Origin of the sequence: Arthrobacter sp. GCM10027362, assembly GCF_042679445.1 — a bacterium.
Classification (GTDB): domain Bacteria; phylum Actinomycetota; class Actinomycetes; order Actinomycetales; family Micrococcaceae; genus Crystallibacter.
On the sequence record NZ_JBHTML010000102.1, the window covers coordinates 1 to 14,222 of the forward strand.

The following is a 14,222-nucleotide window of genomic DNA, read 5'->3' on the forward strand; positions in this document are numbered from 1 at the left end:
GGCCGAGTGCCTGGCCGAGGAACTGCGCCGGCTGGACCCGGACGAAGTATTTGGCGAGGTCATTACCGAGGGCCTGCTCGGCTGATCACACATCTCGCGGATGTCCGAAACGAGCGAGAGGAAGCAACCGCTTTCCTGACGCACGGCAACATAGCGACGGCGAAGCTCATAACTCAGTTGCCGGCCCTCCTGCATGACAGCGGACTGGTCCCAGATGAATCCTTACGGCGGGGTAGTTTGTCCGCGCCTGCCAAGGCCTCAGACACCGCGTGTACGAACCATTCAGCAGGCCGAGGGCGATGACTGCTTCCATCCTGGCGTATAGGCCGAAATTGGATGGGTACGCTGCTATCAGCATGGGCCGATCCGACGGGCAGCCCCAAGTCCTACTAGCTCACTACCCACCCCAAGCCCGGCACGGCGGCGGTCATCGCAACCTGCGAAGACCGGGGCTGCCTCTTCCGTGCGTCGCGCAGCTGAATGGGCTGATCCGGGCCCTGCCCTAAGCGGTTTTCAAACCTTCTATAGGAGAGTCAGTATGGTTGATGTTCAGTACCTTGAACCCGAGCAAGGGAGCATGATGGCCTCCAACCTGGCTGCCACCTCAGGGGGGTCTGTCCAGACATCCTCGCCCGCCCCGGCTGTGACCCGGGCGGCAGCCGTCCTTGATGTCCTTGCCGCTTCCCCAAACGGCCGCGCCACGCTGAGCGACCTTGCGCGGGCCCTGGGCATTCCTAAGTCCTCCACCTCGAACCTGCTGCAGGCGCTCGAGGACGCTCGGCTTATTACACGGCAGGGGTCCGATTTTTCCCTGGGGCGCAAGCTTGTGGAGCTGGGGGCCGCCTATCTGAGCCGGCGGGATGAGGTCCAGGAGTTCTACCGCTTCTGCGAGGAGGCTCCCACGCTCTCGCACGAGACCGTGCGAATTGCCATGCTGGACGGGGATCATGTTATCTACTTGGCGCGCTACGAGGGACATCCTGCCGTGCGTCTGACATCAAACATCGGCGACAAGATGCCCGCATCGCTTTGTGCCGTCGGCAAGGCACTGCTGGCGCGTCTGCACGAGCACGATTGGGCCGAGATGTTCCCCGATGAGGCAGAGCTGCCCGTCATGACGCCCAACTCGATCCGCACGGGCCGGGAGTTGAAGGAACAGCTGCGCCGGATCCAGTCCGAGGGTTATGCCTTCGAGGACGAGGAGTCCACGGTCGGCGTGGTGTGCCTGGCCGTCCCTGTACCCACGCGGGGCGCGCACGGCCCCAACCTCGGTGTCTCGGTGACGGCCCTGAAGGCCACTTTCACCAAGGAACAGCAGGAGTCCATGGTGCGGGAACTTAGGGAGCTCGCGCGGGCAGTGGGCAATCCTATGGGCTGACCAGGGGATGGTGAGGCTGATAACTGTTCAAACAGCTATGGATGCCTCGGCTGTGATCGATACCGCGATCCACGAGACCTGCGGCCGCAACCTCGCCGCCTCAACGAAGGCTCCGGCCCCGAACGCTCAACGCGTGCCACCCTCTGGCGTCCGGCGGGTGGCACGCAGCGAACACGTATGGCATTGAGGAGGACAACAGGGCACCCCGGCAGGCGCCCTGTTGTCCTCAGGGGTGGACTCAGTAGAAGTGGACCGGATCCACACGGTGCGGCAGGTCCTCGCCGGCGAGGAAACGCCTTAGGTTGTCCCGGAAACGCTCGGCGATGAGGCGGTTTTCGTCACGGCTTAGAGCCGAGGTGTGCGGGGAGACCATGACGCGGGGGTGGCTCCAGAGAGCGCTGTCAGCTGGCAGGGGTTCCACAGCGAAGACGTCCAGGCAGGCGTATCCGACCTGGCCGGACTCCAGGGCCTCCAGGAGGGCTTCCTCGTCCACGACCGTTCCACGGCCCACGTTCACCAGAACGGTCCCCGGCCGCATGGCGTCGAATACCGCGCGACCAATGAGCTTGTCCGTGTAGGGGGTGCCGGGCAGGGTGTTAACCAGGGCGTCGGCGCTGGAGACGAGCTCGGGCAGGGCCTCGCTTTTGGCGACCCGCTCGATGCCCTCGATCGGCCCGGTGCTGCGCTTGGTTCCGCAGACGCTCATGCCGAGGGCGCGTGCCAGCCGGGCCGTCTCGAGGCCGATTTCACCCAGGCCGGCCACTACCAGGCGGGAGCCGGCGGCCAGCCGTGTCGGGGTGCGCAGTTCAGGCCAGTGCCGGGCCTGCTGGTCCCGCGCCATTTCAGCGGTGCGCTTGAAACCGTTGAGCACGCCCATGATGGCGAACTCGGCCAGGGGCAGGGCATGAACGCCCGAGGAGGTCGTCACGGCCACTCGCTCGAGGTCCTCACGGGAGACACCCGAGGCCTTCACCGCACCACCGGCGCCGGCAGCCATGGCATGCACCCAGCGCAGGCGGGGATTCTCCGCGACGGTGCGGGCGAATCCGGCGGCGGACTCGTTCGGGAAGCCGTAGAGGATGTCTGCGGAATTCAGCAGCTTCCAGTAGAGTTCCTCCTGCTCCGCAGTGCGGCGGAAGGCCGGGTCGCCGGTGTGGTCGGCCGGGAAGCGCTCGGGCGGCAGGAGGTCGGGCTCGTAGATGACGTTGATGCCGGGGTCGACCTCCCGTATCCGGTCCACATGCTCGGCTTCGAGTGGGACTGCAATGGCCACGGTCAGTGAATCTATAATCATTTGTCCATCATAGTGAATAGTGGAAAATATAGTGAACAACTTTTCTCCAATGATGGAGATAGCGGGTGACGGGGAAGGAACGGCACCGGCCGGAAGGTAGTACGCACCTGGAACCGCTCTGGCAGCAGCTGAACCCGCATATGGGGTGGATAACCGGGGAGGGCGCCTTACTGCGCCAAGCTGCCCTCGCCGGTCATCCACTTGCTGCTACGTGGCTGCCGGAGTAGACCTGTTCCCTGGATCCACCAGTGTCCACTCAGCGCTGCCGCCGGCGTAGGTCGGCATTAGGCTTCCCTCAAAAATAAACAAGGGTTCTGCATCAGAACCGGCAGGCCGCCAAAGCCCATTCACGGGACAATGGAATCCTGTTCGCGCAGTGCGGGGCCCCCGCGAATCATTCAGGCGCCAACTCGATTGTCTGGTTTTTTCCACTTGGGCTTTCCTTCTGCCGTCACCGCGGGGGTGGAACTGCGGATTGATTCGATACTTCGATGGTAGGCATTAGGCTGAGCCTTGAATAAGACCAAAGTCGGTTGGCACGATAAGCCAAATCTATGGATACCGTCGGTGCGGCGGGGCTATGCCGGACCGGTTCCGTACTGGGTGACCAGCTGGTCCTGGATCATCTCCCGCATCAGGATGAGCACTGCCGAAGCGGCTTCCGAGAGCGGTTCGTGATCGGGCGTGCACAGGGCGATCTTGCTCTGCAAGGCAGGTTCAACGACCCTGAGCACCTTGAAGTCTTCGTTCGGGAAGAGCGCGTCGGCCGCTGACTTAGGCAGAAACGTTGCCCCCAGGTTCTCCCTGATCAGGCGGAGCAGGGAGGGAGTGGACTCCACCTCTCCCACGAGCTTCAGCTTCAGACCACAGTCCTGAAAGCCCTTCTCGACAATCTGGCGGAGTGTGTGGATCCGCTCCGGGAGGAACAGGCCCAGCGAGGCCGCTTCCTTCAACGTGACCGTCTCCCCGTCGCCGATCTGGACGTCGGGGTTGGTGACCAGGTGCAGGTCCTCCACGATCATGGTTGTGAACCGAACACCGCGGATCGCTCCCGGTTCGTAGATCAGGGCCATGTCGAGTTTGCCGTTCTTGATCGATTCGCTGAGGACCCCACCGAAAATTTCCGTCAGGTGCAGGACGATGTCCGGATACTTGCGGCCCACCTCCCTGATGATCCTGGGTGCCAGGCTCGAAGCCATGCTGTAGGGGGCTATCGCAATGGACACGTGTCCGGACGGGGCAGCACCCGACGCCGCCACGTCCTGCCGCGCCTGTTCGACCAGGCGAAGAATCGACTGTGCATGGCGGTACAGGGTATGGCCCGCGGCGGTGGGCTCCACGCCCTGTTTGCTGCGGATGAGCAGCCTCTGCTTGAGGTCTTTCTCCAGGGCCGAAACCTGCTGGCTCAGTGCCGGCTGTGCCACATGGAGTGCGGTGGCAGCCTTCGTGATGCTCCCTGCATCGACGATCTTCACGAAGTATGCAAGCTTTCGCGTGTCCATGGCCTCCACCTTTCCCGACCCACACAGTACGGCCTGTCATAACAAAATTCTATGTAGGGACACAAAGCCTGTCTCTGTGTGACGGGGGTCTCCTCGATAATTTTGAGGTCCTGGACACTACTGCATGGGTAGTTCCAGTAGGTCGAGATCCAAAGGTCTTCTGAATGGGAACCCCAGTCCAGCAGTAGGCGAAAATCCGGACGCAATAGTCACCCAGCCATTTTGAAGATTCCCGGGCCAACAATACGAGGCCCTTCCGGCGGATTAGCCGGTCCGTTCATTCAGAAAAGAGCGCCTTATGAGATTCTCCCTCAGGTATGGAATTGCGGCCACTGCAGCCTTGACGGCATCGGTTCTTGGCCTTTCCGGCTGCGCCAGCGGGCAGGGCTCCCAGGCGGCCGGTTCGGCAACCTCGGGCGAAGTAAACCTCATTGCCTACTCGGAGGTTTGGCAGGACCAGTACACGGCGGCAGTTATCGAGCCGTTCCAGGCCAAGTACCCGGACATCAAGATCAACTACGTGTCGAAGCGCTCGTCCGCGGAGATGCTGAGCGCGCTGCAAGGGCAGAAGAACAATCCGGCCACGGATGTGGCCATTATGGACAGTTCCGTTTCCGAGAGCGGCAACAGCCAGGGACTCTTTGAGAAGGTGGACTCGGCCGCGGTTCCGAACCTCGGCAATGTCGCCGAAGAGTTCAGGAACAAGGACGGCTATGGTCCTGCCGTCATGGTCAATGCGGTGGGCCTTATTTATGATAGGGCCACGTTCCCCGAGGCTCCCGAGAGCTGGAACGTTCTGTGGGATCCGTCCCATGCCGGGAAGATCAATGTCGTTGCCCCTCCGTCCCTGCTCGGAGTGTCGCTGACGGCCATCACCACCGAAATGCAGGGCGAGGATTACACGAAGGGAATCGACGCTGCTGCTGCAAGGCTCAAGGAGCTCGCTCCTGCTGTCCAGACGTTTTCCCCCAATCCCGACGAGCACCAGAACATCATCGCGGGAGAGACCGTTCTGGGTCTTGGCCAAAATGCCAGGGGCCAGTACTACAGCGACCAGACCAACAAGAAGATCGGTGTCACTTTCCCCAGGAAGGTAGGGTCTATCAGATCAACACCGTCAACCTGATCAAGGACGCCCCCCATTCCGCGGCGGCCCAGACGTTCATTGATTACGCCCTCTCCGCTGAAGCCCAGACGGCATTTGCCAAGGCGCTGTTCTACGCCCCGACCGTGGATAACGCCGACCTTCCGGCCGATGTTAAAGCGCGGGTGGTTCCCACCGACGGTTCGCTCAACATCCTGCCGCTGGATGTCTCTTTCCTGGCGTCGGTACGTGACGAGTGGACCAACATCTGGAAGCGCCAGATCATCACCGACTGACCTCCCGCCTTTCACCGCGTCCGCCGCAGGAGAACTAACACCGTGAATTCCAAAAAGTTGTCGATTGTCGACCTCACCAAACGATACGCCCCGGGCCTTGAACCGACTGTTGACCGCCTCAACATGAGCGTCGAGGAGGGCCACCTCGTGGCACTGCTCGGCCCGTCAGGCTGTGGCAAGACCACCACGCTGAGAATGGTCGCGGGGCTGATGGATCCGACCGCCGGCTCCATCATTGTGGACGGCAAGGACATCACACACCCGTGAACAAGCGGGGCATGGGTGTGGTTTTCCAGTCCTATGCGCTCTTTCCCCACATGGACGTGGCCCAGAACGTGGCCTTCGGCCTCCAGATGCGGAAAGTGCCCGCCAGGGAGCAGGCAAAGCGCGTGGCCGGCGCCCTGGAGATGGTCCAGCTCGGGCACCTGACAAAAAGGAAAGTCAAGGAACTCTCGGGAGGCCAGCAGCAGCGCATCGCGCTGGCACGGGCGCTCGTTGTCGAACCGACGCTGCTGCTCCAGGACGAAGCGCTGGACATGGCAGACCGCATCGCGGTGATGAACGGCGGACTCATCGAACAGTTCGGATCACCAACGGAGGTCTACGAACGGCCGAATACCCGCTTCGTGGCCAACTTCATCGGTCAGGCCAACTTCCTCACGGCGAATGTTCTGGCGGAAAACGGCCCTGCGGCTGACGGTGAACGCTACTACAAAGTGGACGTGGAAGGCCTGGGCCGGTACGAGGCAGTAGGCCATCCGGGCCTTGCCGGGACTACGCATGAACTGGTCATCCGCCCGCACCGACTGCGGGTCTCACTCCGCTCCCCGGCCGGGGAAGACTCCGTTGCCGGAACAATCGAGCGCGTCAGCTACACAGGGGACTCGCTGGGCATTGCCATCCGTGCCAGGGAACGGGTCCTCCACGCCCAGCTCACTACGTCAAACGCGGACATGCCGCGTCCCGGCGACACCGCCTATCTGTCCTGGCAGGCTGCCGACGCCTACATCATCCCCGGCACGTCCAAGGGGCCGGCCACATGAGTGCCACGCAGACCCAGCAGCTGCAGGCAGTTCGCTCGGGCCACACCCTCGGAGAACTGGAGAAGGCCAAGGCGGCACGTGACCGCCGCACGTATATTGCGCTTCTGTTGCTTGCACTCCTCGGCCTTCTGATGAGCTTCGTCCTGCCGCTGGCATACATGGTCAGGATGTCTTTCAACGCGGGCGCTCCCGATGGCGTCATAATCGAGACGTTCACGTTGGACACTTACATCCAACCGCTGACCGACCACTACTACTGGCGCATCACACGGGACACCTTCCGGATGGGGGTCGTCGTAGGCATTCTCTGCGTGCTGATTTCCTACCCCATCGCCTTGTTCCTCGCACGGACCACCAGCAGGTTCAAGGGGCTGCTGATCGCCATCGCCATCGCTCCGCTGCTGACCTCGGCGGTGGTGCCCACTTACGGATGGATGGTGATCCTGGGCACGAACGGTTTGGTCAATTCGTCCCTGCAGGGTCTGGGCTTGATAGATGTTGCACTCAAGCTCACCAACAACATGACCGGTGTAACCATCGGTTTGGTGGAGATCTTCATGCCCTATGCCATCCTGGCCATGATTTCCGGGTTCGGCCGGCTCAGCCCGCAGCTGGAGGAAGCAGCTGGTTCCTTGGGCGCCAGCAAGTTCAAGATTTTCACGAAGGTGACACTGCCGCTGAGCCTGCCGGGCATTCTGACCGCCTTCCTAATGGTCTTCGTCCTGTCCATCAGCACCTTCATTACGCCACGGCTTCTCGGTGGCGGCAGCGTCCAGGTGCTCGCCACCGAGATCTACGACCAGACGGCCGGACTGCTCAACTGGCCGTTCGCGGCCGCCCTGTCCGTCATCCTGCTGGTTCTCTTCGGGGCAATCGTCGCCGTCTACCAGCGCATCACGAAGAAAATCGGAGGCTCCTGATAAGCGAGGCGCACCCATTCAAACCAAAATTCAAAGCCTGAAAGCCTGCATTCGGAATCCTCGTATTCCTGCTGTATGTTTTCCTGCTGGCGCCGCTGTTGATTGTGTTCATTATTTCTTTCGCCTCGAACCAATACCTCTCATTCCCGCCCGAGGGATTCACCCTCAAGTGGTATGAATTGCGTCCTGCCGAGAGCACCTTCATGAACGGCATGAAGGTCAGCCTGATCGTTGCCGCCATCGTGACACTGATCGTGTTGGTCCTCGGGGTGCCGGCCGCGCTGGCGCTGGACAGGTTCGAGTTCAGGGTCAAGGGCGCAATACAGTCCTTCTTCCTGTCTCCGCTGCTCATCCCGAGCATCGTTCTCGCCCTGGGCCTGGTCCTGCTGTTCGCCCCCCGCGGCGGACCAACACCTACGCGGGCATTGTCATTGGCCACGTGGCCATCACCTTTCCCTTTGTCGTCAGAACGACGCTGATGAGCCTCGCTACCAGCGACACGTCCTGCGAAGCGGCCGCCCGGATCCTGGGCGCCGGATCCTGGACGGTATTCCGGCGCGTGACGCTGCCGATCATCCAACCCGGGGTGATCGCCGGAGGCGTTATTGCGTTCATCGTGTCCTTTGACGAGGCGGTGATCTCGCTGTTTGTAGCCGAGTCGGGACTGCCGACCCTTCCGGTACAGGTTCTCCGCTATATCGAAAACTCCGCCGATGCCGCAGTGGCGGCCCTGTCAGTGATCCTCATCCTGATTTCGCTGGCAGTGGTGGTCATCGTGGAGCGTGTCATGGGCCTGAGGAAGGCCCTGCGCTGAGCAACGGCACACTGAAGCGCCGCCGGTCCCCTGGGCCGGCGGCGCTTCAGTGTGCCGGAGGTCATAACACGGGGTTATCCCGGGATAGTCGATTGGTCTTTGTGCCCGGCCCGCCGGCGGTGGAAGAATTTCATATGGAAGATCGAGGAGAGCCTCGGAATTGCAAAACCGGCACGTCGCCGAAATTCATCCAGCAAGGCACTTCCGGCCGGGACTGAAGCCCTTGAACAAAATCCGTCCGCACGCACGAAAAGAGAAGCATGTGAGCCCGACAATTGATCTCGTCGCAGATCTCGGGGAAGGATTCGGCACCTACACGTTAGGCAATGACCGTGATCTGCTGGAGATTGTCTCGAGCGCCAATATTGCATGCGGGTTCCACGCGGGGGATCCGGACATTATGGATGCGACCGTGGCCGAATGCGTCCGGCGCGGAGTCGGAATCGGTGCCCATCCCAGCTTCCCGGACCTCAGGGGCTTCGGACGGCGAACCATGGACCTGAGCGCAGATGAGGTCCGCACTGACGTCCTCTACCAGCTGGGGGCACTGTCGGCCTTTGCGGCCGTCCACGGCACACGCGTTTCCCACATCGCTCCCCACGGCAGGCTGGGCAATCTCGTGGCCACCCGCGGCGACTATGCCGCCGCCGTTGCGGACGCTGCCGCCGGTGTCGATGACAGCCTTATTGTCGTTGCCCAGGAAGGTGAGCTGGCGAAGGCTGCCAGGTCCCGCGGGCTCCGTGTTGGCCTGGTAGGGATTGCCGACCGTGCCTACCAGGAGGATGGCACCCTCGTGCCGCGCGCCCAGCCCGGAGCCGTCCTGCACGATCCTCGCGAGATCGTTGAACGCACTGTCCGGATGGTTTGCGAGGGAGTGATCAGCACCGTCTCCGGTGCCGATATTGACATCGCGGCGGACACCGTTCTGCTGCACGGGGACAACCCCGGAGCCGTTGAGCTTGCCAGGCTTATCCGCAGCGAACTCACGGCTGCCGGCGTCCGGATTGCCCCGCTGGGCGAGGTCCTGGCCGAAAAGCAGAAGGTGGCCTGAGATGCCCGCGCCAACATGTTCCCCAGTTGAGATCCACGAGTCGGGCGACGCTGCCCTGCGCGTCGTCGCCGTTTCCAGCGACGGTGAGCAGAACTGGACCACGGTGCACCGGCTCGCCGGGTGGCTGGACGGTTGCGGAGCCGAGGGCCTGCACGGCGCCGTGCCGACCTACGACTCCGTGCTCGTGGAATTCGACCCTCTCGTTGCCTCGGCCCGTCAAATCCGCGCGTTCGTCCAGCTGGGCCTGCGGCAGCTGGAAGCCTTTCCGGTGGGCGACAATACCCGCCGTGAGTTCGATGTCCCCGTCGTCTACGGGGGCAGCTACGGCCCGGATCTTGACGCGGTGGCGGCGCACCAGGGCATATCTGCAGAGGAAGTCATCCGCCTGCACTCGGCCAAGACGTATGTCGTCCGCTGCCTGGGTGCCCCGGCAGGGTCCCCGATGATGGACGGCCCGGCATTCCCGCACCCGGTCCCGCGCCTGAAGAATCCGCGGATCAGTGTCCCGGCAGGTGCCGTCTCGGTCGCCGGGCGCCAGGCTGTCATTGCCCCCGCCGCTGCTCCGGGCGGCTGGTGCGTCATCGGGCAGACGCCCCTGAAAGTCCTCGACACCGGCCGGGAGCCCCTCGTGCCTTACGGGCCGGGGGACGTGATCCGCTTCCGGCCGATTTCAGCAGATCAGTTCGAGGACTACGCGGGTAAGACATTGGAAGCACGGCCATGAGCGGACAGATTGTCATCCAGCAGCCTGGAAGTTCCGTCGTCACCGATCTGGGCAGGTTCCGGGGCCCGCGCTACGGCTTGCCCGTCAACGGCGCCCTGGACCAGTACTCGGCCAGGGCCGCCAACATCCTGGCCGGCAACGGCGACGGCGCCCCGCTGCTGGAAGTCACCGCCCTTGACTTCAGAATGACCGCTGCATCCGACATCCTGATTGCTGTCACGGGGGCCCCGCTTACCCTGACTGTGGACGGGCGCATCTGCCCCCAGTGGGAGCCGATATCGGTCAGCGAGGGTGAAACCGTCGCCATCCGGGGCATCCATAAGGGCCTGCGGGCCTACCTGGCCATCCACGGATCCGTGCAGGCCCCGCAGCTGCTGGGCTCCTGCTCGCCGGACACCGTCGTCGGTTTCGGCCTGCAGTTGCGCCAGGGGATGGTCCTCACAACCGGCCGTACCGTCGGCCCCATCCGGCAACCCTACTTCGACCTGCCGCTTTTCCGCCTCGCCGTGGAAAGGCCGTTCATGGGATCGGACCTGCTTGTCGATGTCACTGACGGTCCGGACTTCGACGAATTCGGCGAATCCGCACAGCTCCTCTTCAACTCCGAATACACGGTGAGTGCCAGGAGCAACCACATCGGGCTGCGGCTGGGAGGCGAGCTGCCGGAGAGAACCTCGTCGGGCGAAGTGCTCTCCCGCGGCGTTCCGGTAGGAGCCGTCGAAGTACCCTCCCGGGAGGAGCTGCTGGTACTGCACCGGGGGCGCGGGGTGACCGCCGGATACCCCGTCCTCGCCGTCGCCAGCAGCCTGGGCCTCGACATGCTCGCCCAGGCCCGGCCCGGCGACAAGATCCGCTTCCGGAGAACAACGGTGGCAGAAGCAACTGCCGCCTACCGCCGGTCCATGCAGCAGCTCGACCAGCTCCGGGAATCCGTCGCCACCGTCTTCAACCTTCTGGGCGTTGGAGGCCGGCCCCGCTGGCAAGACCTGCCGGCCGCGGCATGCGGCTGAACCGCCCACAAACACATCAGGCGTCGCTACGCTCTAAAGTAAGGAAAGTCATGACCCCAAGCACCGCCGCTGCACCCCCGCAGCACGAGCATCTCTCGGGACGACAGACACGCAAGGTCGTTACCGCAGGCTGCGTCGGCATCTTCGTAGAGCTCTACGACAACGGCATTTTCGCCTTCATGGCAGGAACCCTGGCCCTGGTTTTCCTCGCGCCGGGCAACCCCGACAACGCATTGCTTTTCGTCTTTGCCGGCTATGCAGTCTCGTTCTTTGTCCGTCCGCTCGGCGCCATAGTCTGCGGCTACCTGGGCGACCGGATCGGCAGGCAGAAGCTCCTTGTCTTCGTCATTCTGCTGATCAGCGTTGCGACAGCCGGCGTCGGCCTCCTGCCGCCCTATGCCGCCATTGGCATCGTGGCCCCCATCCTTCTGGTGTTCCTGCGGCTCCTGCAGGGATTCTCCGTCGGCGGCGAAGCCGCCGGTGCCATGACCTTCCTGGCCGAACACGCGCCGGCAGGAAAGCGCGGCCTCATCACCTCCTTCGCGCAGATCGCCTCATTCGCTGCGCTGCTGACCGGAACGCTTGTTGCCTACTCCATGTCCCCGTGGCTGACCCAGACCGCCATTGACGGCGGCGGCTTCGGTTCCTTCGCTTGGCGGATTCCCTTCCTCGTAGCCATCCCGATGGGCGTCATTGGCTGGTACATCCGCAAGGCCATCAGCGACACCCCGAATTTCGAGAAGCTCAAGAAAGAGGGCGGGCTGGCCAAGAACCCGCTCAAGGAGGCCTTCCAGTCCCCCGAGCACCGGCGCGCCATGCTGCTGGCGCTTTTCATCCCGCTCATGAACGGATCCGGCTACTACGTCCTCTTCTCCTACATGCCCACCTTCCTTAAGGGCGAGCGGCTGAACTTCAGCATCGGCGAGGCCCTGCTCGTCACGGCCTGCAGCCTGGTGGTCATCTGCGTGGCCATCCCGTTCATGGGTGCCCTGTCCGATCGCCTGGGCCGCAAGAAAGTCATTGCAGGCTCTGCCCTTGCCATGGCCTTGGTGGGAATTCCCGCCTATGCGCTGATTGCCACCGGGAACATGGGCCTGGCCATCCTCGGGGCCTCCATCATGGCCATCGTCTTTGCCGGGCACACGGCCGTGATCCATATCCTCATCGTCGAACTGTTCCCCACCCGCGTCCGCTATTCCGCCTACGGGCTGGGCTACAACATCTCCTCGGCACTCTTCGGCGGCACCGCCCCGCTGCTGATGACGTGGCTCATCAGCACGACCGGAAACATCTACATGCCGGCTTTCTACGCCGTGATCACGGCGCTTGGAACCCTGGCGGCCGTCAGCACGGTCAAGGACCGGGCCCACGAACCGCTCCGCGACGCCTAGCACCAGCAGCAGCCAGGGCCCGTGCAGCAGCGGCCCCTTTCCACCCACCGCACATCGGAGACTCAATTGTCCTATTCTGACTACAAGACTGCCCTCGTGACCGGCGCATCGACCGGCATGGGAGAGGCCATCGTCGAATGCCTGGCCAAGCGGGGCCTGTCGGTCCACGCCCTGGCCCGCAACGAGAAGCGCCTGAAGGAACTCGCCGAGCGCACCGGCGCCGTCCCCCACGTGGTGGATGTGACGGATACCGCGGCGCTGACAGCTGCCGTGGGCGGACTCGAAGTCGATGTCCTGATCAACTGTGCCGGCGTCTCCCGCCCGGGAAACATCCTTGACTCCTCCGAGCAGGACCTCGACGAAATCGTCGACGTCAACCTGCGCGGGCTGCTCCAGCTCACCCGCCTGGTGCTGCCGGGCATGGTGGAACGGGACTGCGGCCACGTGGTCAATATCAGCTCGATCGCAGGCGTGTACAACTTCTACGGACATACGGCGTACCACGCCACCAAGGCCGCCGTGCACCAGATCTCCCGCCAGCTGCGCAACGACACGGTCGGGAAGCGGATCCGTGTCACCGAGATCTGCCCGGGACGGGTCGAAACCGAGATTTTCGGCCGCAACATGGGCGGTACACCCGAGGCAATGGAAGAAGCCTGGAAGACGTACTACGAAGGCTATGAATCCCTCACCACAGACGACATCGTCAATGCGCTGGACTATGCCCTCGAGACGCCCCGGCACGTCAACATCGGGATGCTCGAGATCATGCCGACCTTCCAGGTTCCGGGCGGACTGACCTTCGACCGCCGCCAGTAACAGCCTGTGCGCAAGCACAACCGGGTCCGGCGGGGGCACTGACCTCCCACCGTCGGCAAGAGGGGCTGCCGGCCGCGGTGACGGGGCTGGCAGCCTCCGTTACGGAAGCCTGGCTTCAGCGCTCTTGGCCACCGTATCCGAGGGACCGCGAGATCTGCCGCACAGCCTTCCTCATATAAATCATGCTTACGGCTCCAGGCCGCCTGCCGCCAAGGAACCGTTCCCTCACCCAACCCCGTACCGGTAACGGCACGATGGAGTGATTATGAACAACAGACAGCTCCCCCCGATGATCGTCATGGGTGTCTCCGGTTCCGGCAAGACTACGCTCGGAACGCGGCTGGGCGAAGCTCTCGGCGTACCCTTCATAGACAGCGACGACCTGCACCCGGCGGCTAACAAGGAGAAAATGCGCGCCGGCCAGCCCCTCAATGACGACGACCGGCGGCCATGGCTGCACCTGATCGGGGCATACATTAAGGAGCGCACGGCAGCAGAAGAGACAGCAATCGTCGCCTGCTCGGCCCTGAAGCGAAGCTATCGAGACCTGCTGCGCAGGCATGCTCCCGATCTGGTCTTCATCCATCTAACCGGACACAGAGATACGATCGCAGAGCGCCTCGGGCAGCGCAGGCACGAGTACATGCCCGCCACCCTGCTGGACTCCCAGCTGCATACACTCGAGCCCCTGCATCCCGACGAAACATCCGTCGTCATCGACGTCAGCGGAACGCCACAAGCCATGGTCATCCAGGTCCTGTCGGAACTGCAAAGCCCAACGAAGTAATCCCTCATTATCCCCAAAACAACGGAGAAAAGATGACCGCACAAATCGGTGTGACCGGACTGGCCGTGATGGGTGCCAACCTGGCCCGCAACTTCGCCCGCAACGGCTA

General features: G+C 63.1%; 14 protein-coding genes and 2 pseudogenes. 14 read left to right on the forward strand and 2 right to left on the reverse strand.

Going from position 1 to position 14,222, the window contains the following annotated elements; translation table 11 throughout:
• Positions 1–580: 580 nt before the first annotated feature.
• Positions 581–1,378, forward strand: coding sequence for an IclR family transcriptional regulator (locus tag ACFQ36_RS14230; RefSeq protein WP_377014689.1), 798 nt, complete (start codon positions 581–583; stop codon positions 1,376–1,378).
• Positions 1,379–1,616: 238 nt separating this feature from the next.
• Here ACFQ36_RS14230 and ACFQ36_RS14235 read toward each other — a convergent pair whose 3' ends face one another.
• Both ACFQ36_RS14235 and ACFQ36_RS14240 read right to left on the reverse strand, forming a co-directional pair.
• A complete protein-coding gene (locus ACFQ36_RS14235) occupies positions 1,617–2,672 on the reverse strand; it encodes a D-2-hydroxyacid dehydrogenase (protein ID WP_377014668.1) in 1,056 nt (351 codons plus the stop codon).
• A gap of 578 nt (positions 2,673–3,250) precedes the next feature.
• A complete protein-coding gene (locus ACFQ36_RS14240) occupies positions 3,251–4,174 on the reverse strand; it encodes a LysR substrate-binding domain-containing protein (RefSeq protein WP_377014670.1) in 924 nt (307 codons plus the stop codon).
• A 298-nt stretch (positions 4,175–4,472) separates the two neighbouring features.
• Here ACFQ36_RS14240 and ACFQ36_RS14245 point away from each other — a divergent pair.
• The 13 genes and pseudogenes from ACFQ36_RS14245 to ACFQ36_RS14305 form a co-directional block, all read left to right on the forward strand.
• Positions 4,473–5,380 (forward strand): annotated as a pseudogene (locus ACFQ36_RS14245) (ABC transporter substrate-binding protein); the annotation flags it as partial.
• A 297-nt stretch (positions 5,381–5,677) separates the two neighbouring features.
• A pseudogene (locus ACFQ36_RS14250) lies at positions 5,678–6,027 on the forward strand (ABC transporter ATP-binding protein); the annotation flags it as partial.
• 84 nt (positions 6,028–6,111) lie between these two features.
• Positions 6,112–6,597 (forward strand): TOBE domain-containing protein, encoded by a 486-nt coding sequence (locus tag ACFQ36_RS14255; RefSeq protein WP_377014691.1) that lies wholly within the window; start codon positions 6,112–6,114, stop codon positions 6,595–6,597.
• Positions 6,594–7,517 carry an ABC transporter permease gene (locus ACFQ36_RS14260; protein ID WP_377014672.1) on the forward strand — a complete coding sequence of 308 codons (924 nt, stop codon included), beginning with the start codon at positions 6,594–6,596 and terminating at the stop codon, positions 7,515–7,517. Before ACFQ36_RS14255 ends, ACFQ36_RS14260 begins: the two co-directional genes overlap by 4 nt.
• A 98-nt stretch (positions 7,518–7,615) precedes the next feature.
• Complete coding sequence (locus tag ACFQ36_RS14265) at positions 7,616–7,996, forward strand: ABC transporter permease (protein WP_377014674.1); 381 nt, start codon at positions 7,616–7,618, stop codon at positions 7,994–7,996.
• Complete coding sequence (locus ACFQ36_RS14270; RefSeq protein ID WP_377014676.1) at positions 7,996–8,331, forward strand: ABC transporter permease; 336 nt, start codon at positions 7,996–7,998, stop codon at positions 8,329–8,331. The genes ACFQ36_RS14265 and ACFQ36_RS14270 overlap by 1 nt, the downstream gene beginning before the upstream one ends.
• Positions 8,332–8,593: 262 nt before the next feature.
• Entirely contained in the window at positions 8,594–9,382 is a 789-nt protein-coding gene (locus tag ACFQ36_RS14275) for a LamB/YcsF family protein (RefSeq protein ID WP_377014677.1), read from the forward strand.
• Between the two features lies 1 nt (position 9,383).
• Positions 9,384–10,106, forward strand: a complete 723-nt coding sequence (locus ACFQ36_RS14280; protein ID WP_377014679.1) for an allophanate hydrolase subunit 1 — start codon at positions 9,384–9,386, stop codon at positions 10,104–10,106.
• Entirely contained in the window at positions 10,103–11,116 is a 1,014-nt protein-coding gene (locus ACFQ36_RS14285) for a biotin-dependent carboxyltransferase family protein (protein ID WP_377014681.1), read from the forward strand. The genes ACFQ36_RS14280 and ACFQ36_RS14285 overlap by 4 nt, the downstream gene beginning before the upstream one ends.
• A 50-nt stretch (positions 11,117–11,166) precedes the next feature.
• Positions 11,167–12,507, forward strand: coding sequence for an MFS transporter (locus ACFQ36_RS14290; RefSeq protein ID WP_377014683.1), 1,341 nt, complete (start codon positions 11,167–11,169; stop codon positions 12,505–12,507).
• Positions 12,508–12,573: 66 nt separating this feature from the next.
• Positions 12,574–13,326, forward strand: coding sequence for an SDR family oxidoreductase (locus ACFQ36_RS14295; RefSeq protein WP_377014685.1), 753 nt, complete (start codon positions 12,574–12,576; stop codon positions 13,324–13,326).
• 265 nt (positions 13,327–13,591) lie between these two features.
• A complete protein-coding gene (locus ACFQ36_RS14300) occupies positions 13,592–14,113 on the forward strand; it encodes a gluconokinase (protein ID WP_377014687.1) in 522 nt (173 codons plus the stop codon).
• Between the two features lie 32 nt (positions 14,114–14,145).
• Positions 14,146–14,222: NAD(P)-binding domain-containing protein (locus tag ACFQ36_RS14305; protein WP_377014693.1), on the forward strand; the 77-nt coding region annotated here is incomplete at its 3' end.